Below are 26,409 nucleotides of genomic sequence, written 5' to 3' on the forward strand. Positions count from 1 at the left end.
TCAGCGGGTCATTGCCTTGGGGGTGTCGATTGCGCTCATCAGCGATTCTGCCGTCGCCACGAAGCCATGCAATTGCTGCACGAGGAAGTGGATGCCGCGCGTGACGTAGGGCGGCGACGGGGTGTTGCACGCGTCCTTCAGCAGCACGCAGTCGTAGCCGAGGAAGGCGGCGTCCTGCAGCGTGGAGAACACGCATCGGTCGGTGTTGATGCCCGCGAACATCAGCGTGGTGATGCCTTGCTGGCGCAGCACCGTGTCGAACTCGTTGTCCCAGAAGCCGCTGAGGCGATGCTTGTGGATGGTGATGTCGCCGGGCACGACGGCGAGTTCATCGATGACCTGCGCGCCCCATGAGCCCTGCACCAGCGAGGGGCCGTGGTCGATGGGGGAGTGCTCGGCATAGCCGACGCCATCCGCGGTGCGCTTGCCCTTGAACTGGATGGTCGGGCTCAGGTTGCGCGCGTCGGCGCGGATGCCCCAGTTGCACCACACGACCGCGCCGCCGGCCTTGCGCCAGGCTGGCAACAGTTGCGTGAGGACCGGGATGGGCTTGCGGCAGGGCCTGATGTCGATGCCCTTCTGCGCGAACCAGCCTTCGGGATGGCAGAAGTCGTTCTGCATGTCGATGACGATCAGGGCGGTGCGGGCGAGGTCGAGTTCGACAGACTGCGGCAGCGCGGGGATGCGCACCGGTTTGGGACGCTTGGGCTTGCGAACGAGGCTGACGGTGTCGCCGGTCAGGCTCCATGCGTTGTGCGGCGAGGGGCCGAAGGTCGCGGGGGCTTTTGCCTTGGGGGCTGAGGTCCCGGCGGCGACCTTGGAGCGGCGCTTTGTGCTCGCCTTCGCGGCAGGGGCGGTGGCGATGAGGGTGTCCGGTGTGGTGCGTAGCGCTGCAGATTGGCGTGTCATGCCTGCGATGTTCGCACCCTGCGTGCCAGGCGGTGCTTCGAATCCGTGCGGCGCCAGCACGATCCGGCCGATCCGGACAGAATGCGCGTCACCCCCGCCGACCCAAGGATCCTCCCGCATGTCGCACAAGCCTGCCGACCTCCTCTACGGGGTCGACGACAAGCCGCCGCCCGGCGTCAATGTTCTCAGTGGCCTGCAGCATGTCGGCCTGATGTTCATCTACCTCGTGTATCCGGTGCTGGTGGCGCAGGCCGCGGGCGGAACGGCGGAGGTGGCATCGACGATGGTCAGCTTCACGCTGCTGGCGATGGCCGTGGGCACGGTGTTGCAGGTGAAGCGCTTCGGCTGGATCGGCTCGGGCTTCCTGTGCCAGCCGACGCCGAGCGTGGTGTACGTGGTGCCGTCGATGCTGGCGGCGCAGCATGGCGGGCTGTCGGCGGTGTTCGGCATGACGATCGTGGCGGGGCTGGTCGAGATGCTCCTGGCGCGCGGGCTGCCTCACCTGCGCAAGCTGTTCACGCCGGAGATCACGGGGCTGGTGGTGCTGTTGTCGGGCATCTCGGTGGGCGTGGTCGGGCTTCGAACGGCAGTGGGCGCCTCTGCAGATACCGGCACCGTGCCCGCGAGCGTCGACATGACGCTCGGGCTCGCCACGCTGGCCTTGATGGTGGCGCTGAATGTGTGGGGGCGCGGTGTGCTGCGTCTCTACTGCGTGCTGATCGGGCTGGCGGCCGGTTGCCTCGCAGCCTGGGCGCTGGGGCGCTTCGACGCGGTGGAGGTGGCGCATGTGTCGGCCGCGCCGCTGGTGGCATTGCCGGGGCTGTCGCACCTGGGCTGGTCTTTTCACCCGAGCCTGTTGCTGGCCTTCGTGATCGGCGCGGTGGCCGCGGTGCTGAAGACGATCGGCAATGTGACGACTTCGCAGAAGGCCAACCAGGCCAACTGGGTGCGGGCCGACATGCGCACGATCGGCGGCGGCGTGATGGCCGACGGGCTCGGCAATGTGGTCGCGGGTGCGATCGGCGCGCACGGCATGAATTCGTCGACCGGTGCGGTGGGCCTGGCTTCGGCCACGGGCGTGACGAGCTGGCGCGTGGGCTGGTCGGTCGCGGCGATCCTGCTGGTCGCGGCCTTCGTGCCCAAGCTGGGCCTGCTGGTCAACCTGATGCCGCGCGCGGTGCTGGGCGCGGCGCTGGTGTTCTCGTCGACCTTCATCGTGCTGAACGGCCTGGTCATCATGACCTCGCGCCTGCTCGATGCGCGCAAGACGCTGGTGATCGGGCTGTCGATCGTGATGGGGCTGGCGGTGGAGATCTACCCGGGCTTCCTGGTGGTGCTGCCGCCGGGGCTGCGCGCCTCGCTGGGCAACGCGATGGTGTTCGGCACGCTGGTGGGGCTCGGGCTCAACCTGCTGTTCCGCATCGGGCTGCGCAAGACGGTGTCGATGACGGTGCAGCCCGGCGGGCTCGACCCGCAGGCGCTGGAGGATTTCCTCGAGATGCAGGGCGGCGTGTGGGGCGCGCGCCGAGACGTGATCGTGCGTGCCAAGTTCAACCTGGTCCAGTCCATCGAGACGCTGGCGTCGAGCGGCGTCGCCAGCGGGCCGCTGGTCATCGAGGCCTCGTTCGACGAGTTCAACCTCGACCTGAGCGTGTCCTATGACGGCGATGTGCTGGAGCTGCCACAGGTGCGCCCGACGATCGAGGAGATCATCGGCTCGGACGACGGCGAGCGCCGCCTCGCCGGCTTCCTGCTGCGGCAGTTCGCCGATCGCGTGTCGTCACGGCGGGTGGGGCCGCGGGCGACGGTGGCATTTCATTTCGATCACTGATCACGGTAGCGGCAAGCAGCCGGCACCGCTTGCACCGCGAGGCATGCCGCACCCGCATGGCAGCCCTGCACAAAAGTCGGACCACGACTGACCCGGCTTGCGTTCAATGGTCGACATGCGGCGCTTCCGCCGATGCGAAGGAACGCACCATGAAACCGAATGACTTCCCGCATGACCTTGTGGCCGTGATCTACAGGCAACCGCACAGGATCGAACCCCTCCGTGAGACCCTCTGCGTGATCTGCCAGTCGGGCACGGCATGGATCACGATCGAGGGGCGGCTCGATGACGTGATCCTGGTCCCCGGCGACTTTCACTGCGTGCAGCCGGGCCAGAAGGCGCTGCTGGCGGGCATGCCGGAATGCCATGTGTTGATCGATGCGGGAGGCATGCAATGAGGCGTGCGGGGCTAGACTGCCGCGCATGTCCGTTCCCCTCGTCCGGCTTTCCTCGCTCGATCTGATCCGGGGCTTCGTCGCCGTCGGGCGGCGCATGAGCATCACGCAGGCGGCCGACGATCTGTGCCTGACGCAATCGGCAGTGAGCCGGCAGGTGCGTGCACTGGAAGAACAGCTCGGTGTCACGCTGCTGGAGCGCAAGAGCCGCGGCGTCCGGTTCACGCCCGCGGGCGAGCGATTGTTCCGAAGCGCCGACGGCGCGGTGCAGCAGTTGCAGGATGTGCTCGGCGAGATCCGGCGCGACAGCGCGCACCAGCAAGCCGTGACCATCTCGGCCAGCATCGGCATCGCGGGGCTCTGGCTGTTGCCGAGGCTGGGCCGCTTGCAGCAGGCGCATCCGGACATCGAGGTGCGCTTGTCCGCGACCAACGAGGTGGTTGACATGAGCGACGGGCAGGTCGACCTGGCCATGCGCTACTGCCCGCGCAGCGTGGCGCCGGCCGGGGCCGTCTGGCTGTTCGGCGAGCGGGTGGTGCCGGTGGCGCACCCGTCGCTCGGCATCCGCGAGTTGCAAGGCCCCGATGCACTGCGCCGGGTTCACTTCCTCGAATTCGACGACTCGCGCCCCTGGCTGCAATGGGGGCCGTGGTTGCGCGAGCGGGGATGGCGACAGGTCAAGCCGCGCGGCGTGCTGCGCTTCAACCAGTACGACCAGGTCATCCACGCGGCGCTGGCCGGCCAGGGAATTGCGCTGGCCCGGTTCGAACTGGTCCGGCCATTGATCGACAACGGGCAACTCATCGCCGTGGCTGCGCCGCCCGACAAGGAAGAGACGCCGAATGCGTACTGGCTGGTTCGCGGCGATGCACACCCGCGCGAGCAGGTTCGGCGGGTCGCGGCGTGGATCGAGGCGGAAGCGGCTGCGGTGCGCGATTGACATCGCGGGCCACGCGCACCGCTCACATCGAGTCCGGCCGGACCGAAATGGCTGCAAACCTCCCACGCATTGGGGGCGCATCCAATCCGCCCCTGCCCCACCATGTCACCCCGCCTTGGACACCGGCCAATGCGCGCGCGTGTACCGCAGGCGACTTGCCATGGGCTTGCGCCATTGACGGGCGCCGGCTTTGTCGCGACAACCGAGGATCACTTCAGGGGGCATGCGCGACTGCGTAACCCGTCAACACGGAGGCGCGGCGCACCACAAGGAGCGCGGAAATGGGGCCATCAACAATCAAGCGGAGCACCGTCCTCGGTGGCATCACGAACCTGTCGGTGCTGGCGCCGGTCAAGAAGGGCATGGTGATCGGCTTCGAGCCCATCAGTTACCTCGAACGCTTGCGCAAGGTGCTCGATGCGCTGTATTCGGCGCGGCAGAACGTGCGCGAGTCGGAACTGCTGCAGCCGGTGTTCCCCGATTCGGTCGGCCAGTTCGGCATCATCGACCACTTCCGCTATGCCCTGGTCCCGCCCGTGCCCGGCCTGCCGGTCGGCGCGGAGCAGCCGGAGGACGGCACCTGGCGCCTGTCGCTCAACGTGACCTTCGACGGTGGCTGGGAGCCCTACATGCGGGTGATCTACCGCGACCTGGGCGAACTGCTGGACCTGCTGTTCTGCAACTGCGACGACTACCCGGGCTCCAAGACCTCGCGCTACGAGGACTACTGCGCCTGGGTGCGCCGCAACGAGGTGGTGGGCGGCACTTTCTATGCCGATTCGGTGATGCCGCTGGGCGACCACCAGTACCTGGCGGAAGTGGAGAAGAAGCAGCGCGAGACGGGCGCCAGCGCCACGGTCGACAAGGACATCGCACGGTACGCCCTGCCCTCGGACGTGAAGGCAAAGCAGGCGGCGCTCGGAAATGCGCTGGGCGGCGGGCTGAAGTCCGTCGTGAGCGCGCTGGTGCTGCCCTTGCGCACGCTGACCGGCCTGTACCGGCTCTCCATCTACTTCCCGCCAGGCAATGCCGCCAACCACGACGGTGACCGGGGCACGTTGCGCCGCTTTGCCCGGCAGGTGCTGCGTGGCTCGATCGAGATGATGGAGATCCTGGACAGGCCCACCACGCCGGGGCACACCGAATGGCTCGCTGCCAAGGAGATCCGCCTGAAGCCCTACATGGATCAATTGGCCTGGCTCAAGGACCCGTTCACCGACACCGGCAAGGAACCGGACGCCCCGCCCTACGACCCGGCGCTGATCCAGAGCCACGTGCTCACCAACAACGAACCCGTCACGCATGCCTGCGTGGTGTTGCTGCGCGTGACGCAGCCCGCGCAGGCGCGCACCTCGCTCTCCAGAGCCGCGAAACGATGCGGCCCGTTGGAGGACGGCGGCGTCGCCTGGGTGGTCGGCTTCACGCATGCGGGGCTGGCGGCGCTGGAGATCGCGGAGACCCGCCTCGCGGGCTTTCCGCAGGAATTCGTCGAGGGCATGGAGGCACGGAGCTCGCTGCTGGGCGACGTCCGCGTGAACCATCCGGACCGCTGGAACCGGCCGCTGCCATGGCGCAGGGAGGACAGCGGGCACCGGGTCGACATGAAGGCCGTGCACGTGCTCGTCCACATGCGGATCCGGAGCCCGGCGAATACGTCGGCCGCCCTGCATCCGCTGCTGAAGGCCCAGGTCGATGAACTGGATGCGATGAACGGCTTGCGCGTGCTGGCCGTGCAGCCGACCTTCGCGGTACGCAATGCGCGGGGCGAGATGGCAGGCCACTTGAACTTTGCCGACGGCATCAGCCAGCCGCGGATCGACGCGACCCGGGCACCGGCTGCAAAGCCACCCCCGGCCTTCGACGAGCGGGTCTTGCCCGGCGAGGTGTTGCTCGGCCATGCCAACAACCGCGACGACGCACCCAACACGGCCATCGACCCGCTGAGGCTGGACGGCACCTTCCTGGTGGTGCGCAAGCTGCGCCAGCACATGGACACGCTGCACGCAGCGACGTCGATGCTCACGGAGTCCGAGCGCGACGACCTGCTGAGCCGGATGATGGGCCGGCAGCGCGACGGCACGCCGCTGGTGCCGCTGCCACCCGGCGCAGGCCGCAACGACTTCAACTACGACAAGGCCAGCGACGCCTGCCCGTACCACTCGCACATCCGCCGCGCCAACCCGCGCGACGGGCGCCAGTACACGCCGCGCATCATCCGCCGCGGCATGTCCTACGGCCCGCCGGTGTCGGCCGACCCGTCCGCGGAGCGCGGCCTGGTGTTCATGGCCTATTGCGCCAGCCTGTCCGAGCAGTACGAGACCCTGCAGCGCTGGATCACCGGCGGCAACAGCAGCGGCGTGAGTTCGGCGCAGGGCGATGCCTTCCTGCGCGTGCCGCAGATCGGTGAGAAGTACACCTTCCGCTACCTCGACAAGGACGGCAACGTGGCCCGCTTCGTCTTCGACGACAAGCCGCTGGTGCGCCTGGAATGGGGCCTGTATGCGTTCGTGCCGTCGCTGGCCGCGCTGGAGCGCCTCGATGCGTGGACAGCCGAGCCTCCGAAGGCCCGCAAGCCCGCCAAGTCGCCGGCGCCGACCGCCGACCAGCTCGAAGAGGCCGAGCGGGACGCGGTGCGCCAACGGCTGGACGACCCGGAGCGCGCGCCCGCCGCCTGGAAGAAGGTGCGCGAAGGCCACCCCAAGGCCCCGACCCACACCGCCTACGGCCACCTCCTAGGCACCTACCCCGAAGTGCTCGAAGCCATGATGGACGCCGACGCCGTCAAGTATTCCGTCAAGGGCTACGGCGAACGGATGCACCAGTCGATCGGACGCAACCTGCTGGGCCTGGACGGCGCCGAGCACACCCAACAGCTCGCCCTCAACGAGGCGGTGGAGAACGTCGACGAAAAGACGGCCTACGACCTGACCCTCGGCGTGGTGAAGCGCCTGCTCGCCGACAAGGACAAGTTCCCGGACCTGCCCTCGCCGCTCCCGGGCGACCTGGTGCGGCGGCCGATCGACACGCTGACCCTCTCCGACCACGTGATGGCCGACCTGTGCACCCACTGGATCGGCCTGCCGGACGCAAAGCGCGAGTACATGGTGCCCGGCGGTCGCGTCGAGGAAACGCCCGAGAAGCCGCGCTGCCCGGGCAACTTCGCAACCGCATCGCGCTACATCTTCTCCCCGCAACCGCGCCAGGGCGTGGTGGACGCAGGCAAGGCGCAAGGCGAGGCGGTGTTGAAGGCCGTGGACAAATGGCTGAAGGAGAAGGGCAGCGACGACCTGGGCTCACTCGCCCAGGAGATCCTGGCCGGCCTGAACAAATCCTCCCTCGCTCCGGTTGCCGTCACCGACCCGGTGTTCGCCATCAACCTGGCCGGCGTGCTGCTCGGCTTCCCGCCGACGGTGCAAGGCAACTTCATCCGCACCATGGAAACATGGATCAAGGAAGAGACGCTGTGGGACTGCCAGGAGGCGCTGTTCGAGGCCACCGGCGGCGCGGAGCCCACTTACGAGGAGGCCAACAACGCGCTGCGCAAGCGCCTGCTGGGCACCATGCGCAGGCGACCGGTGCCGGAGATGCTGTGGCGCTGCCCGGTCGGCCGGGACGGGACGGTCGACACGTCGGCGAAGAACCACGTCGTGCTCGGCATCACCTCGGCCCTGACGGACCCGGCGGCGCCTGACGCGCTGATGTTCGGCCGCAACAAGCCGGACGACAGCGGCGGCGATCCGTACGCGCCCAACGAGACCGTGCACGGCTGTCCGGGCTACTACATGGCGATGGGCGTGATGCTGGCCATGTTCGCCGGCCTGCTGCATGCCGGTGCGCTGCGGCCGACCGGTTCGCCGGTGCTGCTGATCCTGACGCCGAAGGCGGTGCCAACGCCGACACCGACACCCGCGTCGCCGCCCACCGCATCGCGGACCATGTCCGCGACCGATGCCACGCCGGCGAGCTGACTAAGGAGGCTCTGAACAAGTCCCCGCGAGGGCGCGCGCCTCGGCTCGGGATGGGATGCAAGGCGCAAACCGCAGCCATAGCAGAAGCTATGGCGAGGATTTGCAACGCCGCAAACCGCCCGAGCCGAGGATGCGCGCTCCGCGGAGGACTTGTTCAGAGCCTCCCTAACTGACCGCGCTCAAGGCCGGCCCGGCGGGCGCCGGCGCAAGTTCCTCACGCGTGCCCGCCTCCATCGCGGACTGCAGCCACAGCCCTTCCCTGAGGTGCCAGGGCATGCCCATGCGCTCGAAGCCGGCGATGGCCGCATCCAGCAGGGCGTTTTCCCGCCGTCCGTGCTGCTGCCAGGCGATCTCGGCGGCGCACAACTGCGTGACCGCGATCTCGTGCGCCGAATCGCGCGCGCGCGCCGCCTCCATCGCCCGGTCGAGGTAGTGCTGCACGCGCTCCGGCCGCCGCGCCGCGAAGCCGCGGGCCAGCGCGCGGTAGCTCATCGCCGCGCCCAGAAGGTCGCGCTGCCGGCTGCGTTGCAGCGCCAGCGCGGCATGGCGGCGGGCCTCGGCATGGCGTCCGGCATGGGTCAGGCCGGCGGCCAGCCAGCCGTGGTTGAGCGAGCGGAACAGGCCGCTCTGGCGCGGCACCAGCCAGGCCGTCACTTCCACGATGGTCTGCAGGTGTTCCGGCTGGCGGGTCAGCATCCAGCCGGAGAAGGCGTCCATGGCGCGCGCCACCGACAGTTGCGTGAGGCTGCGCGTGGCCTCGGCGTTGCGTCCGGATTCGATGGCGGCCGCGCTGGCTTCTTCCCACCGGCCCTGCCACAGCAGCACGGCGCTGCGCAACCCGTGGACCGTGGCGCCGATCTCGTGGGTGAGCCCCTCGATGGAGGCCCGCGCTTCGTCGAAGCATTCATGCGCCTCGGCGAACTGCCCGCGATCACCCAGCAGGTAGCCGCGCGTGACCAGCGAGAAGGCCAGCCCGACGTTGACGTGCCGGCCACTGCGATGCCGCTTCTTCACGGCGATGGCTTCGTCCAGCAGCGTCAGCGAGCGATCGTAGTTGGCGGCGGCCTGGTGCGCCTCGCCGAGCGCTGCCACCACCTGCACCACCAGCTTTTCATCCTGCGTCGCGCGAGCCTCGACCAGCGCCCGCTCGCAATGCGCGACCGCGGCGCGGCCGTCGCCCAGCCCGTAGCTGATGTAGCCCAGCCAGTAATGCGCGCGCCCGATGGTGCCCGCATCGCCATGGCGTTCGGCGAGTTCGAGCGCGCGCACGTACAGGGCCAGTTCGCTGCGCTCCGGGTCGAACACGCAGATCCGGCCCAGGCTGTGCACGATGGCCACCCAGTGCAGGGCCACGGCCGGGCTAGCCGGCAGCCGGTCCAGCGCGGCCAGTGCCACCCGGTACAGCGTGCGGGCCCGGTCGAGCGCGGAGGCCGACAGCGCCTTGTCGCCCGCCAGTTCGGCATAGCGGGCCGCCTGCACCGCGTCGCCGCCGGCGTCGAAGTGCATGGCCAGCGCCTCCAGCGCCTCGTCCTGCGCCTCGGTGGCGCTGTGCGCCTGCATCGCCTCCGCGATGCGCAGGTGCAGCGCCTGGCGCACGTGCAGGCCGACCGACTCGTAGATGATGTCGCGCGTGATGCCGTGCTTGAAGCGCAGCGTGCCGGCCCGTTCGCCGGGGAAGATGAAGTCCTGCTCGGCCAGGCCCAGTTGCAGCGGGCCGTCGGCGCGCTGCCCGGTGATGGTTTCGAGCAGCCAGGCCGGGATCACGTTGCCGATCACGGCGGCGGCGCGCACCAGCTCGATCTGCGCCGCGGAGAGGTGCTGCACGCGCGATTCGACCAGCCGGTTCAGCCAGCCCGCGCCCTGCGCCCGCCCCAGGCGGCGCCCGCCATCGCCGCGCGCGGCGGAGTGGCACAGCTCTTCCAGGAACAGCGGATTGCCGTTGGCATGGCGGCAGATCTCCTCGGCGACGAAGGGGTCGAGCACCCGCAGGCGCGCCTCGATGGCCCGCCGGGCTTCCTCGTCGGAAAGCGGCCCCAGCAGGAGGGTCTGGTCCGCGGCCGCGGGCGCGTTGGCCGTGGGCGTGATGCGTGTCGACAGCACGACCAGCAGGCGGCTGTCGGCGCGCTTGCGCAGGGCGGCCAGCACATGGTGGGAGGCATCGTCCGCCCACTGCCAGTCATCGATGAACAGCAGCAGCGGCCGTTGTTCCGCCAGCCGGGCGAACAGCGCGTCGAAGTCGTCGGGCGTGTGCGGGTGCGCCTCGTCGGCCAGCGCCTGCAGCATGTGCTGGAAGGGCTGCAACGGCTCGGCGCCGAGTTCACTCTCGCAATAACCGCGCAGCACGGTGCAGCCCCGCTGCACCACCCGGCTCAGGAAGTGCTCGACCAGCCGCGTCTTGCCCATGCCCGGCGGCCCGGCGACGGCCACCGAACGCGTGTGCCCGGCCATGGCGTCGTCCATCGCGCGTTCCAGCAGCGCGAGTTCCGCACGGCGTCCGACGAAGGCGGTGGAGCCATGCCGCGAGGAGGCGCTGAAGCTTTCGGCCAGGCTGGCGCGGGCGTCGACGCGGTAGACCAGCAGCGGCGCGGCGCGGCCCTTGACCTGCAGCAACTGCGGGGGTCCGGTCACGAAGAAGCGGCTGGCCGGGCCGAGCGTCTCCTCGCTGACCAGGATCTCGTGCGGACCCGCGGCATCGGACAGTCGCGAGGCGATGTTGGGCACCGAGCCGAGCAGTTCGAAGCGGCCCAGTTCGACGTCGCCGGTGCTCATCAGCACCAGGCCGGAATGGATGCCGGTGTGCAGGCACAGGTGGCGGCCGGCCGGGAGGTAGGGCCGCAGGTCGGTGATGCGTTGGTGCATCTCCAGCGCCGCGGCGACGGCGCCGCGCCCATCGTCCTCGCGCGTGACCGGGTAGCCGAACATCGCCAGCAGGCCATCGCCCTGCACGCGCACGACGATGCCACCGTGCCGGGGAATGGCATCGTGATAGACCTTGCGCACGGCGGCGAGCACGGTTGCGTAGTGCTCGGCCTCCATGATTTCGGCCAGTTCGGTCGACTGGGAGAGGTCGGCGAAGAGCAGGGTCAGGTAGCGCCTGCCCAGCGCCATGCCGGCCTTCTCTCCATGCGCATCGTCTTTCATCGGAATGGAATCCCACGGCTTCCCGAGGCGATCGGAAACAGCGACCGCCCGGCACGGTGTTGTCGGGCAAGGGTCCGCCGGAATTTGCCACAAGTCAACCAGCTTGCGCATCCGGCGTTTCGCCAGTGCCGGACTGGGGCGCCAACTGCAAGAGCCGGGCCAAGCTGGCAAGCGCCCGCGCGAGCCGGGGATGGTTGACGCGCTTTCGCTGCAAAGCGTCACTTTTGCGGTCATGCGCTTGGGCCATACTGGGAATGCACACCTTCGATTGCACCGGCGTGCCCGATGCCCCGTCAAGCCGGGGACCAGACCATAAACACAGAGGAGACGAGACCATGAGCAAGACCATCCCACCCCTGGACCTGATGTTCCTGTTGACCGAGACGGCCGACAGCCCGAAGCATGTGAGCGCGCTCATGACCTTCGAGCTGCCGGGCTCGGGTGCGACCAAGGTTGTGCGCGAGATCGTCGAGGCCTACGGCGCGGCCAAGCCGGTGGCGCCCTTCACCTACGTCGCGGAATATTCGCTGACCGGCCTGCCGCGCTGGAAGACGGTCGACGGCATCGAGCTCGACCGCAATCTCCATCACGTGTCCTTGCCTGCCGGGGCCACGCATGACGACCTGCTGAGGCTCATCCAGACCCTGCACGAGCCCACGCTCGACCGCAATCGCCCGGCCTTCGACGTGTTCTTCATCGAGGGCCTGCCGGGCAACACCTTCGCCCTGTTCGTGAAGATCCACCACGCCATCGTCGACGGCATCTCGGCCATCAACCTGTTGCTGACCAGCCTGAACGCCGATGCCAAGGCGACGCGCATCGAACCCTTCTTCGCGATCGAGTCGTCCGCGCCTCGATCCAAGCCGCCCAGGCCGCTGGTCGAGCGGGCGCTGGCCTTGCGCGACGGGGCGCTCAAGCAGGGCAACGCGATTGCCAACCTCTATGTCGGCATGCTGAAGAAGGGCATCGGCCGCCTGATGAGCGGCATCAAGACCGGCAACCAGCTCTTCCAGGCGCCGCGCACGCCGATGAACGGCGCGATCCAGATGTCGCGCTCGATCGCCACGTTGTCGCTGCCGCTGGCCGAGATGCGGGCCACCGGCAAGGCCTTTGGCGGCACGCTGAACGACGTGGCCGTGACCGTGGTGGACGCGGGAGTGCATCGCTACCTGGCGGGCCTCGGCAAGCCGGTGGAGCAGCCGCTGGTGGCGATGTGCCCGGTCTCGCTGCGGGAGCCTGGCGACAAGGAGGCGACGACCAAGGCCTCGGCGATCTTCGTGGCGCTCGGCGAAGCCGGGGATTCGATGGGCGAGCGCATGCAGCGGGTGGTGAAGGGCATCGTCGCGGCCAAGGCGGAATTGAAGTCGCTGTCGAAGGACTCGGCGATGCTCTACGGCATTGCGGCCTTCGGGCTGGCCGAGGCCGAGGCCCAGCTTTCGCAACGCCGCGTGACGACTGCCGGCCCGGCCGCGAACTTCGTGGTGTCCAACGTGCCGGGCAGCGCGACGCCGCTGTACCTGAACGGGCTGCGCATGACGGGCTTCTTCCCGGTGTCGACCATCGGCGCGGGCGTGGGCCTGAATGCCACGCTGTCGTCCTATGCGGGGTCGATGGACTTCGGCTTCGTCGGCAATGGCGTGGCGCTGCCGCGGCTGACGGAACTGGCGCGGCATACGCGGGAGGCATTCGAGGAACTCAAGGCGGCTGCGGCCGCGCTGGGCAAGGCTGCTGCGCCGGCTGCCGCTGCCGCAGGCCCTGCCGAAGCGGCGCCGCGCAAGCGAGTACCGGTGGCAAGGAAGAGCGCGCCCTCCACGAAGAGCGCACCGGCCAAAAAGCGTGCGACGCGCAAGACGCCGGCCGTCGCCGCGAAGTAAAGTCACCAGGACATGGCCCGGTGACCTCGACGGGTCGTGGGCGCGCAGGCTTGTCCGGCGCGTCTTTTTTCGCGAGGCGTATCCATCAAAAACATCAGGGAAAGATAGCCATGAAGAAACTGTTCGCGGTCATGATCGCCGGCCTGTTCGCAGCCGGCGCCTACGCGCAAAACCCCGCGGGAACCTCCTCCCAGCAGCAAGTGGTCACCGACAGCAAGCCGCAACAGGCGGCCCAGGCCAAGGCCGATGCGAAGCCGCAAGGCGAGGTGAAGGCGCCCACCGGCGACACGATGAACTCGGCCACCACCAATGCCGTCGGCAACGACAAGGCCGCCGCGGCCGGGCAGGCCAAGGCGAAGAATCGTGCAGCCAAGCGTCCGAACCGAAAGGCCGCCACGCAGGGCGGTACGCCGAAGTAAGCGGCGTCATCCGCGCGTCGCCTTCGGGCTGACACGTTGAAGGGGGCGGGGGCCGTTGCGGCGCCCGCCCCCTTTTACATGGTTGCGCCAGTTTCAAGCCGCGGAGTGGCGCGCGAGATGCACCTGGTGCAAGGTGATCTTGCGCACCTCGGCCTGGCTGGTCTCGATGTGCGCACGCAGCAGCATCGCGGCCTGGTCGCCGCGGTTGGTGCGGATGGCCTTCAAGATCTTGGCATGCTCGTCGTAGGTCGCGTCGATGCGCGGCTGCATGGTGAAGTCGAGCCTGCGGATGATGCGGATGCGGTCGGTGACGTCGCGGTGCACGCGGGCCATCTCGCTGTTGCCTGCGGCGGCGACCAGTGCGCAATGGAAGGCCTCGTCCCACTCCGCCACCTGCGTGTTGTCGGAACTGCGTTGCGCGTTCGGCACCAGCCAGATGGCGCCCAGGTCGCTGAGCATCTGGCGGTTGATGCGGCGATCGGTCTCGCAGAGCCGATGCACGGCGGTGGTCTCGAGCACCATGCGCAGGTCGTAGAGCTGCTCGAACTGGTCGAAGTCGAAGGGCAGCACGCGCCAGCCGCTGCGAAACAACACTTCGACGAAGCCTTCCTGCTGCAGCCTGAACAGGGCCTGCCGCACGGGGGTGCGCGAGACACCGAGGCGCTCGCTGATCTCGTTCTCGGTGAAACGATCGCCGGGGACCATGCGGAACTCGGCGATGTCGCGCTTGAGTTGGGCATAGACCTCGTCGGCGCGTGTGCGGAACACGACGACGTCGGTGTCTGCGGTGGTGGCGTAGACGGCGGTCACCGCGGGATCTTAGGCGGGGTTGCCGAGTGCTGCCAGCAGTGATTTGCTCGGCGCGGTCCAGCCGACGATGGCGCCCTGGGCGCGGATCATCTCGACGGCGGCGGCCTTGAATTGGGGGAAGTAGCTTTCGGTGCAGTCCTCGAGCAGGAGGCTGTCGTAGCCTCGGTCGTTGGCTTCGCGCATGGTGGTCTGCACGCAGACTTCGGTGGTGACGCCGGCGAAGAGGAGATGGGTGATGCCGCGCGCCTGCAGGGTCTCGTGCAGGCCGGTGGCGTAGAAGGCGCCCTTGCCGGGCTTGTCGATGACGAGCTCGCCATCGATGGGCGCGAGGGCGTCGATGATCTGGTTGCCGGGCTCGCCCATGACGAGGATGCGGCCCATCGGGCCTTCGTCGCCGATGCGCAGCTTGGGGTTGCCGCGGCCGCGCTTGGCGGGTGGGCAGTCGGAGAGGTCGGGCTTGTGGGCCTCGCGGGTGTGGACGACGAGGCCGCCATGCTGGCGCCAGGCTTGCAGAACGGCTTGGGTGGCGGGGACGATGGCTTCGAGGAGTTGGACGTTGTTGCCCAGGGTCTCGCCGAAGCCACCGGGTTCGATGAAGTCGCGCTGCATGTCGATGATGACGAAGGCGGTCTTCTGGAGGTCGAAGGGGTAGGGGAAGGGGGCGGCTTCGATTTGCACTTTCGTCCTTTGGTTGGGTCAGGCGTGCTGGGGCGGGGTGCGATGGCTCGAGGGTCTGATCCTGTAGCTCACGGCGCAGCGGTTCAAGGCGCAACGACAGACCGGGGGGCGGCGGCGGGCGGCATGCGAAGTGCTCCGGTCGCCTTCACTGTGCCGGCCGCTGCGCGGCTCCCCTGCCGTGCTAGCGTTCGGCGGGGTCCACATGAACTCGCTTCGCTCAAACAGCATGTGGCCCTGATCCGCCGAACACTGCGCGCTTCGGCGGCACAGAGGCGGCGCCCGGAGCACTTCGCATACCACCCACCGCCGTGGGAAGGCTCGTGGGTATTTGTATTCCTCCCTCTCCCTCTGGGAGAGGGCCGGGGTGAGGGCTGGCGTCCACCACCACCGCCCCATGATGCGCATGCTCCCCGCCCCCCATGTGCGCCCCCAGCACATGCCGCTCCGCCGTGGCCGCATCGGTCTCGTACACGATGCGCCCCTCGCTCATCACGACGATGCGGTCGGCGAGTTCGAGCAGTTCATCGATGTCCTCGCTGATCAACAGCACCGCCCCGCCCTTCTCCCGCACCTGCACGATGCGGCTGTGGATCTCTGCAACGGCGGCGAAGTCCAGGCCGAAGACCGGGTTCGCGGCGATCAACACGTTGATGTCGCCGGCCAGTTCTCGCGCCAGCACGGCGCGCTGCACGTTGCCGCCGGAGAGGCTTCGGATTGGCGCACCTTCGCCTTGGGTCTTCACGCCATATTCGGCGATCCATTCGCGTGCACGGCTTCGCCACTTCGGGAAGCGCAGCAGGCCGCGCCTTGCGAGTGGCGCCTGGTCGAAGTCGCGCAGTGCCATGTTCTCGGCCACGCTGAGGTCGCCGACGCAGGCATTGCGCAAGGGTTCTTCCGGCAGGCTGCGCACCTTGAGTCTTCGGTTCTCCTCGCGCTTCGCGTCATAGCGCTGGCCATTGACCGTCACCTTGCCTGACAGGCGCGGGCGTTGGCCGACCAGTGCCTCGACCAACTCGCGCTGGCCGTTGCCGGAGACACCCGCTACGCCGAGGATCTCGCCAGCGCGCACTTGCAGGCTGAGTTCATGCACGGCCAGCGTGCCGCGGTCGCCTTGGGCCACGAGCTTGTCGACGCTCAGGGAGATCGCGGCATCGGCGGCCACGGGCTTCACGCCATGGATCGCGCGGCCGGTGAGCGCGGCCTTTTCGCCTTCTTCACCAAGCGCCAGTTCGGGGGGAGGTGCATCGCTCTCGCCCATCATCGCGGCGGCGAGTTGCTTGGGGCTGGTCTCGGCGACGCTGCAATGCTTCACCGCCTTGCCACGGCGCAGGACGGTCACGTTGTCGGCATAGGCCATGACCTCGCGGAACTTGTGCGTGATGATGAGGACGGTGCACTGGCCGCTGCGTGCGAACTCGCGCACATGGCCGAGTACCTCGTCGGCCTCCTGCGGCGTCAGCACGGAGGTGGGTTCGTCGAGGATCAGCAGGCGCGGCTTCAGGTAGAGCTGCTTGAGCAGTTCGAGCTTCTGCTTCTCGCCGGCGGCGAGCGACGAGGGCGTCACGTCCAGGTCGAGCGTGAAGGGCGTGGTCGCGAGGAACGCTTTGAGCTCCGCGCGCTTGGTCTTCCAGTCGATCGTCGCGGGGGTCTTGCCGCCGGCCAGCAACAGGTTCTCGGCCACCGTCATGCCCGGTGCGAGCGTGAAGTGCTGGTAGACCATGCCGATGCCCAACTCGCGCGCGACGATCGGGTTGTGGATGTGCTCCTCGCGACCGTCGATGAGCACTGCGCCCTCCTCCGCCACCTGGAAGCCGGCCACGCATTTCACCAGCGTGCTCTTGCCCGCGCCGTTCTCGCCGAGCAGCGCATGCACGGTCCCGGGCTCGACGCGCATGGTCACGCTGTCCATCGCGGTGAAGGCGCCGAAGCGCTTGGTGAGCTGGAAGGTATCGAGCGCGAGCGCACCGGTGTTGCGTGGCAAGGCGCCGATGGGTTGGGTGGGTTCGTCAGCCATGGTGTCCTTCAAGTGCGGGTGTCGTTCACGCAACGGCGGCGAGCAGCGCGGCGGAATCGGCATGTGCGCCGAACACACCGCCCTGCATGGTGATCATCTTGAGCGCGGCCAGGTGGTTGCCGTGGTCGGTGGCCGCCGTGCAGTCCGACAGCAGCAGGCATTCGAAGCCGCGGTCGTTGGCGTCGCGCATGGTGGTGTGCACGCAGACGTCGGTGGTGATGCCGGCGAGGATCAAGTTCTCGATGCCGCGCGTGCGCAGGACCAGTTCCAGGTCGGTGGCGTAGAAGGAGCCCTTGCCGGGCTTGTCGATGACGACTTCGCCGGGCAGCGGTGCGAGCGCCGGGATGATGTCCCAGCCGGGCTCGCCGCGCACGAGGATGCGGCCGCAGGGGCCGTCGTCGCCGATGCCGACGCCATTCGCACCGATCTGCCGCGAGCGCCAGCGCTTGTTGGCGGGCAGGTCGGCCAGGTCGGGGCGATGACCTTCGCGCGTGTGGATGATGGTGTAGCCCAAGGGTCGCAGCGCGGCGAGCGTGCGCGCGATGGGTTCGATGGGCGCCTGGACCAGCGAGAGGTCGTAGCCCATCACGTCGACGTAGCCGCCCTTGCCACAGAAGTCGGTCTGCATGTCGATGACGATGAGCGCGGTGTTGTCGGGGCGCAGGTCGCCATTCCAGGGCCAGGCGTAGGGTTGCGCGGCGACATGGCGCGCGGTACGGATGTCGGTGATGGCGTTCATGGCGTGGTCGTCAGTTCATCGGGTTCGCGCGGGGCCATGGCTTTCGGGATCCGGGGCACGAGCGGATGCGGCTCGGCACCCTTGTAGGCGCGCTGCGGCGCGGAGAAGCCGCAGCTCGTGCCATCGACCACCTGGACCTTGTCGCTCCACGGCAGCTTGTAGGTGCCCGAAGCCATGTCCTGCATGTAGGTGTACGGAAAGTCTTGTGCGCCGCCCTTCACCGCCACGTAGCCACGGTGGTAGAGCTGGTAGATGTTGTTCTCCACGCCCCAGCCTGTGCGCGCCTCGCGGACGAGGTCGGGTCGCAGCTCGCAGGTGACGATTTCGTCGACGCGGCCCCCACCCTCGACCATGACCGTGCCGTCGAAGTTGCAGAACATGCCCTCGCCCATCGAGTCGAAGGTACCGTCGCTGCCGCACATGCAAACGCTCGCGGTGTAGGCGAGGTTGCAGAAGGCGTTGGCCTGGTTGGTGATGCGCCACGCATGGCGGATCGGCGCGGTGTAGCCTGCCGTGCGGATGATGATCTCCGCGCCCTTGTACGCGGCTTCGCGCGCCATCTCCGGCAGCATGCCGTCGTGGCAGATGATCAGCGCGAGCTTGCTGCCATTGGGACCGTCGCAGACCGGCACGCCGATGTTGCCGGGCTCCCACGGCTCGACCGGCACCCACGGATGCATCTTGCGGTAGTAGAGGCGGATCGCGCCCGTGTCGTCGATGATGAGCCCGCTGTTGTACGGGTTGCCATCCGGGTTGGCTTCCATGATCGAGAAGCAGCCCCAGATGGTGTTGTCGATGCAGGCCTTGCGGAAGGCGGCGACCTCGGGGCCGTCGAGTGTGCACATGATCGCGGGCGACGTGTCCATCGACAGGCCGTGCAGCGAATACTCGGGGAACACGACGAGGTCCATCGTGCCCTGGTTGCGTCGCGCCTTGCCGACCAGGTCGACGATGCGCCGCGTCTGCGCCGCGAGTTCATCGGGCGTGCGCACCACCGGCAGTTGCAGTTGCACCAGGCCGATGACGACGCCGCTCGCCGACTTGTTGAGACCGCCGAGACCGCTCATTCGATGCCGCCTATCGCGTGGAAGAAAGTTCGCCCGGGCTGCCGATCGCCACGCTGCCGGGCTTGCAGGTCAGCACCAGGATCACCAGCGTCAGCACATAGGGGACCGTGTTGAACAGGTGATAGCCCCAACCCACGCCCACCGATTGCAAGGCCGGCCCCAAAGCGCCCGCACCGCCGAACAGCAAGGCCGCACCCACGCAACGCAGCGGGCTCCAGCGCGCGAAGATCACCAGCGCCACGGCGATGAGGCCCTGGCCGCTGGAGATGCCTTCGCTCCAACTGCCGGGATAGAACAGCGTGAGCGATGCACCGCCAAGGCCGGCGATGGCACCGCCGGCCGTCGTGGCCGCAATGCGGATGCCCGACACCGAATAGCCCAGCGCCCGCGTCGCATTGGCCGAGTCGCCCGCCATGCGCACCAGCAGGCCGGCCCGTGTGCGTGCGAAGGCCCACCAGAGGAACACCGCGAGCACCAGGCCGATCGGCACCAGCGCATTCACTTGCAGCGCGGCGCGCACGGCCGAGTTGTCGCTCCAGTCGCCCAGCGGAATCGCCGGGATCTGCGGTGCCTGTGGCTGGATCAGCGGCTTGCCGAGATAGAACGCGAGACCCGTGCCGAACAGCATCAGCGCGATGCCGGTCGCCACGTCGTTGACGCGGTCGAGCGAGCACAGCAGGCCGTGCAGCAACGCGAGCGCCGCGCCGGCCGCCGCGCCGATCAACACGCCAAGCCACGGCGAGCCCGTGAGGTAGGCGCCGCCGAAGGCCGACATGGCGGACAGCACCAGCACGCCTTCCAGGCCGAGGTTGATGCGGCCCGATTTCTCGGTGAGGCACTCGCCCAGGCTCACGAACAGGAAGGGTGCACCCACGCGCAGCGCACCGCCGACGATGCCGGCGATCAATGCGATCCATTGGTCGGCGGTCATGCGCGTCCCCCCACCTTCAACAGCTTCGGTTGCATCGGATGCGGCATGCGGTTCTTGATCAAGGTTCTCCAGTCCACCAGGCGCAGCCCTTCGCTCGCAAGGATCAGCACGAAGGCGATCCCTTGCAGCACCTGCACCGACGCGTCAGGCAATCCGAGACGACGTTGCAGCAGGCTGCCCGCCGCACCGAACCCGCCGAACAGGATGGCCACCGGGATGATCGCGATCGGGTTGTGCCGCGCGATGAACGCGACCAGGATGCCCGCATAGCCGTAGCCCGCGATCAGCGATGCGTTGGCATTGGTGTGCACCGCCGCCACTTCGACCGCGCCCGCCAGTCCTGCGCAGGCGCCGCCGACGGCGCAAGCGCCGAGGATGAGTTGCGTCGCGGGCAGACCCACCAGTTGCGCGGTGCGCGGATTGCCACCCACCACACGCACCGAGAAACCTGATGCCGTGACGCGCAGCCACAGCCCCAGCGCGATGCAGGCCACCACGCCGATCGCGAGCCCCCAGTGCACGTCCGAGCCGAACATGCCGCCGATCAGCACACCTTCATTCAACGGATAGGTCGACGGCTTGTTCAGGCTCGACGGATCGCGCAGCGGCCCTTCGACGACGTGCTTGAAGATGCCGATCGCGATGTAGGCCAGCAGCAGGCTGCTGATGGTCTCGTTGATGCCGCGGTACTGGCGCAGCCAGCCGGCCAGCATGATCCACAGCGCGCCCGCGATGGCGCCGGCGATGCAGACCATCACCGTGCCGATGATGTTGGCGGGCAGCGGCATCGCCCAGGCCAATGCGGCGCAGGCCAGGCCGCCCAGCACCATCGCGCCCTCGCCGCCGATGATGATGAGCCCCGCGCGCGCCGGGATCGCCACGCACAGCGCGGTGAGCATCAGCGGCGCCGCGCGTTGCAAGGTGTTCTGCCACGCGAACCAGCTGCCGAAGGCGCCCTGGAACAGCGTGGACCACACGTCCAGCGGACTCACGCCGGCAAACCAGACCAGCACGCCGAACACCAGCAAGGCCGCCGAGATCGCGATCACCGGCAGCGCTGTTTCTTTCAACCAGGTGGGCATGGCGAATCGCTCAGAGGGAACCAAGAACGCCCTCGACGAGGTAGTTCATCTTCTCGAGTTCGAGGTCGGTCTGCTGCAGCGTCTTGGGCACCACGACCGTGCCCTTGCCGTCCTTGAGCCCGGCCGTGAAGATGTCGAACTTGCCTTCGATCATCTTGGCCTTGACGTCGTCGGCTTGCTTCTTCGCGGCGTCGGTCACCATCGGACCGTAGGCGGACATCTTGACGTAGCCCTCCTTCAGGCCACCGCGCAGGAAGTTGGGATGCGGCTTGCCGTTCTGTGCCGCGTCGATGATGGTCTTGTAGGCGGTGAGCCAGTTCCATTCGGCGCCCGTCAGGTAGGCATTGGGTGCCAGCTTGGCCTGGCTCGCGTGGTAGCCGCAGACCATCTTGCCGCGCTTCGCCGCGGTCTCGACGATGACCTTCGGGCTGTCCACGTGCATGGTGAAGACGTCGCAGCCCTGGTCGGCCAGGCTGTTGGTGGCTTCGGCCTCCTTCACGGGCATGGACCAGTCACCGGTGAAGATCACGTTGCAGGTGATGCCGGGCTTGACCGAGCGCGCGCCCAGCGTGAAGGCATTGATGTTGCGCAGCACCTGCGGGATCGGCTTGGCCGCGATGAAGGCGATCTTGTTGCTCTTCGTCATGTGGCCGGCGATCACGCCGTTCAGGTACTGGCATTCGTCGATGTAGCCAAAGTAGCTGCCGACGTTCTTCGGATGCTTGCCCTCGGTCCACATGCCGCCGCAATGCGAGAAGCGCACGTCGGGGTTCTTGGGTGCGAGCGCGAGGATGTGCGGATCGAAGTAGCCGAAGGAAGTGGGGAACAGCACCTTGGCGCCGTCCTGCGAGATCATGCCGGTCATGGTTTTCTGCACGGCCGCGGTCTCGGGCACGTTCTCTTCCTCGACCACCTTCAGGCCGGGCATCTTCTTGACCTCGGCCGCGGCCTGGGCCTGCGCCTGGTTGTAGCCGTAGTCGTCACGCGGGCCGACGTAGATCACGCCGATGGTCAGCGGCTTCTGTGCCTGCGCCACTGAACTCAGGCCGCCGAGCGTGCCGGCAGCGCCGAGCGCGGCGAGGGTCTTGAGGGAATCGCGACGGTTCAGTTGGGACATGTTTCGGCTCCAGCAGTTGAGGATGAATCCGGTCTTGGATACAAGACGGTGTGCATAAACCGTACCAACCAGCGCTTTTGCTACCTCAGCGCGGCCACGGGTGCATGCACGACACCCGCCTTCTCCAATGAAGCGGCCACGCGCAGCACATGGTCCTCGCGCCAGGGCGCCCCGATCACCTGCACGCCGATCGGCAGGTGCGCATGCGCGCCCCACACCGGAACGGCGCACACGGGCAGGCCGATGCACGAAATTGGTTGCGTAAGAAGCCCCATGTTGGGACGCACCGGCAAGGTCTTGCCGTTCAATTCGAAGGTCTCGGCGCCGATGGGCGTGGCGGCGCAGGGCGTGGCCGCGGCGAGCAGGATGTCGAAGCGCTCGAACACGCGCGCCACCGCTTCGGCATAGGCGCGGCGCACGCGCTGGGCACGCGTGACCCATGCGGCGGGGAGCAGCGCGCCGGCCAGGAAGCGATCGCGCGAGAGCGGCTCGAAGTCATGCGGGCGCAATCGCAGGTCGTGCAGGTGCAGCGCGGCGCCTTCGGAATTGGTGATGAGGAAGGCGGCGGCGCGGCCGGCCTCGACCATCGGCAGCTCGACCCCACGGGTGGCACCGAGCGCTTCGGCCACGCGGTCCACGGCCAGGATGGCCTCGGGCTGCACATGCTCGCGGAAGTAGCCGGTGAGCACCCCGATGCGCAAGCCGTCCGCGCCCTGTGCCAGCAAGGGCGTCACGGCTTCGACGGCGCGTTGCGCGCAGCCGGGGTCGTGCGGGCCCTCGCCTTCCGGGCCTTGCATCGCGTCGTAGCAGAGCGCGAGGTCGCGCGCCGATCTGGCGAAGGGGCCGAGGTGGTCGAGGCTGGACACGAAGGGATAGCTGCCGGTGCGCGGCAGCCGTCCGAAAGTGGGCTTGAGCCCGAACACGCCGCACAGCGACGAAGGCACGCGGATGGAGCCGTTGGTGTCGGAGCCGAGCGTGAGCGGCACCTGGCCGGCCGCCACCGCCGCACCGGAGCCGCCGGAGGAGCCGCCTGCGATGCGCTTCAGGTCGTGCGGATTGCGCGTCGGCCCGACGTGGCTGTTCTCGGTGGTGAAGCCATAGGCGTACTCGTCCATGTTGAGCGCGCCGACCAGGATCGCGCCCGCGGCTTCAAGGCGGCGCACCAGCAGGCCATCGCGCACGGCGGGCGCGGCGCCGCGCTCGATCTTCGAGCCAGCCAGCGTGGCGAGACCGGCAACGTCGAACAGGTTCTTGACGGCGAAAGGCACGCCGAGCAAGGGCAGCGCGCGGGTGCGATCGCCTGTCGCCGAGGCGAGCGATGCATCGGCCTGGGCGGCACGTCGCAAGGCACGTTCGCGCACGACGTCAGTGAAGGCGTTGATGCGCTTGTCGGTGGCGGCGATGCGGTCGAGACTGGCCTGCACCAGTGCGGTGGCGGTGGTGACGCCGCTGCGCACCGCCTCCGCCATTGCGGCGGCGTCCTGGGCGAGCAGTGCGTCGGCGTTCAGCGTCGGCGGGCGGGGACGATCGGGAACGACGCCGATTGCGGTCTCCACGCTCGCCACTTCATCTCCACGCTGCCCCGCCATGGAGGCACGCGTCAGCTTGGGGCGGCCTTGTGTGGCGCTCATTCTTCAGGTTCCCGCGGCTCGACCGGCGTGAACCTCGTCGCCGCCTCGTGATGCGGCTCCAGCGGCACCGCATCGATGATCGTGGCGAACTCGGAGGCCAGCGTGAAGTAGCGCAGCACGCCGGGGCGATGGTCCTGCCGGAGGCGCAGGCCCAACGCGGCCGAAGCGGCGTCCACGTAGTTCGAGACTTCAGTCGGGGTCATCGCCGCACCTCGCGCTGGAAGATGTCCAGGCTCAGCTTCTTCATCGCGACGAAGCTCTGCGAACTCAGCGTGTCCAGCGTGCGCGGGCGCGCATCGCCGTAGCGCAGGATCTCGGCGACCTTGGTCGGCCGCTTGGTCAGCAGCAGCACCTGGTCGGCGAGGTACACGGCTTCTTCCAGATCGTGCGACACCAGCAGCATCGTGGTGCCGGTCTGGATGAACACCTCCTGCAGCTTCTCGCGGATGAACAGCGTCATCTCGAAGTCGAGCGCGGAAAACGGCTCGTCGAGGAACAGCACCTCCGGGTTCGGCGCCAGCGCCCGCATGATCGACGCGGTCTGCTGCTGCCCGCCGGAGAGCTCGTAGGGATAGCGGTTCAGGTCGAACTTCACGTCGAAGGACGCGACCAGTTCCGCCATGCGCCGGTCCACCTCGGCCTTGCTGCGGCCTTCCAGCTTCAGCGGATAGGCGATGTTGTCGATGGTGCGCATCCACGGGAACATCGCCTCGCGGTAGTTCTGGAACACGTAGCCGATCTTGGTGTCCTTCAGCGACTTGCCGTCGAACAGGATCTCGCCCGCGTCGATGGGGATCAGGCCCGCGATCATGTTGATCAGCGTCGACTTGCCGCAGCCGTTGGGGCCGAACACCGAGACGATCGCGTTCTTGGGGATGTCGAGGTCGAAGTTCTCGTACAGCGGCCAGCCCGCGAAGTACTTGGTCAGGCCGCGGATCGTGATGTGCGTGCCGGTCGGGCCGGGCACGAACACCGGCTTGGGCACGTCGGCATACACCGGGCCGTTGAGGACGACATCGGAGGTGGCTCTCATCTTCCGCTCCAGTGCACGATGCGCCGCTCGGCGACGAGGAACAGGATGTTGAGCGCATAGCCCAGCGCACCCGCCGCGAGGATCGCCGCATACATGCTCTTGACGTTGAGCACCTGCTGCGCATCGATGATGCGGTGGCCCAGGCCCGCGTCGGAACCGATGAACATCTCGGCCACGATCACGATCACCAGCGCCATCGACACCGCGGAACGCAGGCCGACGAAGGACGGTTGAAGGCTCTCCCAGATCAGCACGTCCTTGAACACCTGCCAGCGCGAGGCGCCCATCACCTTGGCCGCCATCACGCGCTGCTTGCGCGCGTTGATGACACCGTAGGCACTGTTGAACACGACGATGAGGAAGGCGCCAAAAGCCGCGATCGCGATCTTGTTGATGTCCGACACGCCAAAGATCAGCAGGAACAGCGGGATCAGCGCCGACGAGGGCGTCGAGCGGAAGAAGTCGATCAGGAACTCGACGCTGCGATACAGCCGCTCATTGCTGCCGAGCAGCACGCCCAGCGGCACGCCGATGACGGCCGCGATCACGAAGGCCTGCACCGTGCGCCACACCGTCACCGCGAAGTCGGTCAGCAGCGGGCCGCCGGCCAGGCCGGTGATGAGCGTCGACACGGTGTCAGCCGGGGCCGGCAGCAGGATCGGCTTGATGAAGCCGAGCCGCACCACCAGGTCCCAGAGGATGAACAGCACGACGGGGCCGATGGCGGGAATCCAGCGCTCCCATTGCGGCTTCTTCGGCACGGCGCTGGCGGCGCCGGTGGCAGTGGGTGGCGCCCAGGGGGTGGCGGCGGTGGCGGCGGGCTCGGCCATGGTCTATGCCTTGTAGAGAAGCGGGTCGACAGCCACCTTCTTCTCGAAGATGCCCTTGTCCGTGAACAGGTCGTAGAACTTCTGGAAGTACGCCACGTCGCTCGACTTGAACTCGCCGTGCAGCATGTACGAGGCCAGCGGCACCTCGGCGGTGAGCGGGCCTTCGATGGCGGTGTAGCCCTTCATGTACTGCCGCGCCTCGTCCGGCTTGGTGCGCACCAGTTCGACACCGCGTGCGTAGGCCGCGATGTACTTCTTCGCCGCGTCGGGGTTCTTCTTGATGAACTCCGTCGTGAGGCTGGCCGCGCCCCCGTGCCACGGCGCCATCGGGTCGCCGAGGATGTACTTCGCGACCACGCCCGCCTCGATGATGCGCGTGGTGCCGTTCATGCGGCCGATGGTGCCGGTGGGCTCCAGCGTGTAGCAGGCGTCGACCTGGCCGGCCACGAGCGCGGCAATGTGCTGGCCGATCGGCAGTTCGCTCACCACCGCGCCCTTGGCGCCGGCGCGCTCCAGCATGGTCTTGGCCAGCGTGACGTTCTGGATGCCGGGGCCAGAGGCGACCTTCTTGCCGGCGAGGTCCGCCGTCACCTTGACCGGGCTGTCCTTGGCAACGATGAATTCGTCGAGCACGAACTTGGCGTTGCTCGGATTGGTGCAGAAGATCTTGAAGAGGCCCGGCTGCGCGATCTCGCCGATGGCGAGATTGGCCGAGCCGGTGCCGTTGGAACTGCCGTCGCCGCGGCCCGAGAGCATCGCTTCCATGACCTGCTGCGCGCCCGCGAACTTCAGCGGCTCGACGTCGACGCCCGCCTCCTTGAAGTAGCCGCGCTCGACGGCGGCGAAGAAAGGCAGCCCTGCCGCCACGGGCCAGTAGCCGATGCGGATCTTTGTCGGCGCCTGGGCGCGCACGATGGCCGGCGCGGCCAGCACGCCGAGTCCGGCAGCGCCGGCCTGCAGCAGCTTGCGTCGCGAGGTGGAGGGAGAGTTGTTGCGCATT

At 68.1% G+C, this 26,409-nt stretch carries 21 protein-coding genes; 6 read left to right on the top strand and 15 right to left on the bottom strand.

Annotation, left to right across the window (positions count from 1 at the left end; translation table 11 throughout):
* Complete coding sequence (locus tag WKW79_RS28130; RefSeq protein ID WP_340338528.1) at positions 1-909, bottom strand: cysteine hydrolase family protein; 909 nt, start codon at positions 907-909, stop codon at positions 1-3.
* Positions 910-1,027: 118 nt separating this feature from the next.
* Between WKW79_RS28130 and WKW79_RS28135 the strand changes: the two genes are divergently transcribed.
* The 4 genes from WKW79_RS28135 (at position 1,028) to WKW79_RS28150 (ending at position 8,043) form a co-directional block, all read left to right on the top strand.
* The gene (locus WKW79_RS28135) at positions 1,028-2,740 is read left to right on the top strand and encodes a uracil-xanthine permease family protein (protein ID WP_340338529.1); all 1,713 of its coding nucleotides are present in this window, start codon (positions 1,028-1,030) and stop codon (positions 2,738-2,740) included.
* 149 nt (positions 2,741-2,889) lie between these two features.
* On the top strand, positions 2,890-3,138 hold the full coding sequence (locus WKW79_RS28140) for a DUF2917 domain-containing protein (RefSeq protein ID WP_340338530.1): 249 nt from the start codon (positions 2,890-2,892) through the stop codon (positions 3,136-3,138).
* A gap of 25 nt (positions 3,139-3,163) precedes the next feature.
* Positions 3,164-4,075: a LysR substrate-binding domain-containing protein gene (locus WKW79_RS28145; RefSeq protein WP_340338531.1), complete on the top strand. Its 912-nt coding sequence runs from the start codon at positions 3,164-3,166 to the stop codon at positions 4,073-4,075.
* A 281-nt stretch (positions 4,076-4,356) separates the two neighbouring features.
* The gene (locus tag WKW79_RS28150) at positions 4,357-8,043 is read left to right on the top strand and encodes a hypothetical protein (RefSeq protein WP_340338532.1); all 3,687 of its coding nucleotides are present in this window, start codon (positions 4,357-4,359) and stop codon (positions 8,041-8,043) included.
* Positions 8,044-8,208: 165 nt separating this feature from the next.
* Here WKW79_RS28150 and WKW79_RS28155 read toward each other — a convergent pair whose 3' ends face one another.
* Positions 8,209-11,184 (bottom strand): ATP-binding protein, encoded by a 2,976-nt coding sequence (locus WKW79_RS28155; RefSeq protein ID WP_340338533.1) that lies wholly within the window; start codon positions 11,182-11,184, stop codon positions 8,209-8,211.
* Positions 11,185-11,519: 335 nt separating this feature from the next.
* Between WKW79_RS28155 and WKW79_RS28160 the strand changes: the two genes are divergently transcribed.
* Positions 11,520-13,058, top strand: coding sequence for a wax ester/triacylglycerol synthase family O-acyltransferase (locus WKW79_RS28160; RefSeq protein ID WP_340338534.1), 1,539 nt, complete (start codon positions 11,520-11,522; stop codon positions 13,056-13,058).
* 110 nt (positions 13,059-13,168) lie between these two features.
* Positions 13,169-13,477 (top strand): cell envelope biogenesis protein TolA, encoded by a 309-nt coding sequence (locus WKW79_RS28165; RefSeq protein ID WP_340338535.1) that lies wholly within the window; start codon positions 13,169-13,171, stop codon positions 13,475-13,477.
* Between the two features lie 93 nt (positions 13,478-13,570).
* Here WKW79_RS28165 and WKW79_RS28170 read toward each other — a convergent pair whose 3' ends face one another.
* From WKW79_RS28170 to WKW79_RS28230, 13 genes are all read right to left on the bottom strand, one after another.
* Positions 13,571-14,287: a GntR family transcriptional regulator gene (locus WKW79_RS28170; protein ID WP_340338536.1), complete on the bottom strand. Its 717-nt coding sequence runs from the start codon at positions 14,285-14,287 to the stop codon at positions 13,571-13,573.
* Between the two features lie 9 nt (positions 14,288-14,296).
* A complete protein-coding gene (locus WKW79_RS28175; protein ID WP_340338537.1) occupies positions 14,297-14,965 on the bottom strand; it encodes a cysteine hydrolase family protein in 669 nt (222 codons plus the stop codon).
* A gap of 217 nt (positions 14,966-15,182) precedes the next feature.
* Positions 15,183-16,979, bottom strand: a complete 1,797-nt coding sequence (locus tag WKW79_RS28180; RefSeq protein WP_340338538.1) for an ABC transporter ATP-binding protein — start codon at positions 16,977-16,979, stop codon at positions 15,183-15,185.
* Between the two features lie 25 nt (positions 16,980-17,004).
* A complete protein-coding gene (biuH, locus tag WKW79_RS28185; RefSeq protein WP_340338539.1) occupies positions 17,005-17,718 on the bottom strand; it encodes a biuret amidohydrolase in 714 nt (237 codons plus the stop codon).
* Positions 17,715-18,785 carry a formamidase gene (locus tag WKW79_RS28190; protein WP_340338540.1) on the bottom strand — a complete coding sequence of 357 codons (1,071 nt, stop codon included), beginning with the start codon at positions 18,783-18,785 and terminating at the stop codon, positions 17,715-17,717. Before WKW79_RS28190 ends, biuH begins: the two co-directional genes overlap by 4 nt.
* Positions 18,786-18,795: 10 nt before the next feature.
* Positions 18,796-19,716 carry an ABC transporter permease gene (locus WKW79_RS28195; RefSeq protein ID WP_340338541.1) on the bottom strand — a complete coding sequence of 307 codons (921 nt, stop codon included), beginning with the start codon at positions 19,714-19,716 and terminating at the stop codon, positions 18,796-18,798.
* Entirely contained in the window at positions 19,713-20,798 is a 1,086-nt protein-coding gene (locus WKW79_RS28200) for an ABC transporter permease (protein WP_340338542.1), read from the bottom strand. The genes WKW79_RS28195 and WKW79_RS28200 overlap by 4 nt, the downstream gene beginning before the upstream one ends.
* 10 nt (positions 20,799-20,808) lie before the next feature.
* Positions 20,809-21,915 (bottom strand): BMP family ABC transporter substrate-binding protein, encoded by a 1,107-nt coding sequence (locus tag WKW79_RS28205; protein ID WP_340338543.1) that lies wholly within the window; start codon positions 21,913-21,915, stop codon positions 20,809-20,811.
* Positions 21,916-21,995: 80 nt separating this feature from the next.
* A complete protein-coding gene (locus WKW79_RS28210) occupies positions 21,996-23,546 on the bottom strand; it encodes an AtzE family amidohydrolase (protein WP_340338544.1) in 1,551 nt (516 codons plus the stop codon).
* Positions 23,543-23,749, bottom strand: a complete 207-nt coding sequence (locus WKW79_RS28215) for a DUF4089 domain-containing protein (protein ID WP_340338545.1) — start codon at positions 23,747-23,749, stop codon at positions 23,543-23,545. The genes WKW79_RS28210 and WKW79_RS28215 overlap by 4 nt, the downstream gene beginning before the upstream one ends.
* Positions 23,746-24,579 carry an ABC transporter ATP-binding protein gene (locus tag WKW79_RS28220; RefSeq protein ID WP_340338546.1) on the bottom strand — a complete coding sequence of 278 codons (834 nt, stop codon included), beginning with the start codon at positions 24,577-24,579 and terminating at the stop codon, positions 23,746-23,748. Before WKW79_RS28220 ends, WKW79_RS28215 begins: the two co-directional genes overlap by 4 nt.
* Positions 24,576-25,409, bottom strand: a complete 834-nt coding sequence (locus WKW79_RS28225) for an ABC transporter permease (protein ID WP_340338547.1) — start codon at positions 25,407-25,409, stop codon at positions 24,576-24,578. The genes WKW79_RS28220 and WKW79_RS28225 overlap by 4 nt, the downstream gene beginning before the upstream one ends.
* 3 nt (positions 25,410-25,412) lie before the next feature.
* A complete protein-coding gene (locus tag WKW79_RS28230; RefSeq protein ID WP_340338548.1) occupies positions 25,413-26,408 on the bottom strand; it encodes an ABC transporter substrate-binding protein in 996 nt (331 codons plus the stop codon).
* Position 26,409: the final 1 nt, after the last annotated feature.

Origin of the sequence: Variovorax robiniae (genome assembly GCF_037889955.1) — a bacterium.
Classification (GTDB): Bacteria; Pseudomonadota; Gammaproteobacteria; order Burkholderiales; family Burkholderiaceae_C; genus Variovorax; species Variovorax robiniae.

Excerpts from the sequence above, each read along its gene's own strand:
- WKW79_RS28130 (WP_340338528.1), bottom strand. The coding sequence starts at position 909 with ATGACACGCCAATCTGCAGCGCTACGCACCACACCGGACACCCTCATC.
- WKW79_RS28135 (WP_340338529.1), top strand. The coding sequence starts at position 1,028 with ATGTCGCACAAGCCTGCCGACCTCCTCTACGGGGTCGACGACAAGCCG.
- WKW79_RS28140 (WP_340338530.1), top strand. The coding sequence starts at position 2,890 with ATGAAACCGAATGACTTCCCGCATGACCTTGTGGCCGTGATCTACAGG.
- WKW79_RS28145 (WP_340338531.1), top strand. The coding sequence starts at position 3,164 with ATGTCCGTTCCCCTCGTCCGGCTTTCCTCGCTCGATCTGATCCGGGGC.
- WKW79_RS28150 (WP_340338532.1), top strand. The coding sequence starts at position 4,357 with ATGGGGCCATCAACAATCAAGCGGAGCACCGTCCTCGGTGGCATCACG.
- WKW79_RS28155 (WP_340338533.1), bottom strand. The coding sequence starts at position 11,184 with ATGAAAGACGATGCGCATGGAGAGAAGGCCGGCATGGCGCTGGGCAGG.
- WKW79_RS28160 (WP_340338534.1), top strand. The coding sequence starts at position 11,520 with ATGAGCAAGACCATCCCACCCCTGGACCTGATGTTCCTGTTGACCGAG.
- WKW79_RS28165 (WP_340338535.1), top strand. The coding sequence starts at position 13,169 with ATGAAGAAACTGTTCGCGGTCATGATCGCCGGCCTGTTCGCAGCCGGC.
- WKW79_RS28180 (WP_340338538.1), bottom strand. The coding sequence starts at position 16,979 with ATGGCTGACGAACCCACCCAACCCATCGGCGCCTTGCCACGCAACACC.
- biuH (WP_340338539.1), bottom strand. The coding sequence starts at position 17,718 with ATGAACGCCATCACCGACATCCGTACCGCGCGCCATGTCGCCGCGCAA.
- WKW79_RS28190 (WP_340338540.1), bottom strand. The coding sequence starts at position 18,785 with ATGAGCGGTCTCGGCGGTCTCAACAAGTCGGCGAGCGGCGTCGTCATC.
- WKW79_RS28195 (WP_340338541.1), bottom strand. The coding sequence starts at position 19,716 with ATGACCGCCGACCAATGGATCGCATTGATCGCCGGCATCGTCGGCGGT.
- WKW79_RS28200 (WP_340338542.1), bottom strand. The coding sequence starts at position 20,798 with ATGCCCACCTGGTTGAAAGAAACAGCGCTGCCGGTGATCGCGATCTCG.
- WKW79_RS28205 (WP_340338543.1), bottom strand. The coding sequence starts at position 21,915 with ATGTCCCAACTGAACCGTCGCGATTCCCTCAAGACCCTCGCCGCGCTC.
- WKW79_RS28210 (WP_340338544.1), bottom strand. The coding sequence starts at position 23,546 with ATGAGCGCCACACAAGGCCGCCCCAAGCTGACGCGTGCCTCCATGGCG.
- WKW79_RS28215 (WP_340338545.1), bottom strand. The coding sequence starts at position 23,749 with ATGACCCCGACTGAAGTCTCGAACTACGTGGACGCCGCTTCGGCCGCG.
- WKW79_RS28220 (WP_340338546.1), bottom strand. The coding sequence starts at position 24,579 with ATGAGAGCCACCTCCGATGTCGTCCTCAACGGCCCGGTGTATGCCGAC.
- WKW79_RS28225 (WP_340338547.1), bottom strand. The coding sequence starts at position 25,409 with ATGGCCGAGCCCGCCGCCACCGCCGCCACCCCCTGGGCGCCACCCACT.
- WKW79_RS28230 (WP_340338548.1), bottom strand. The coding sequence starts at position 26,408 with ATGCGCAACAACTCTCCCTCCACCTCGCGACGCAAGCTGCTGCAGGCC.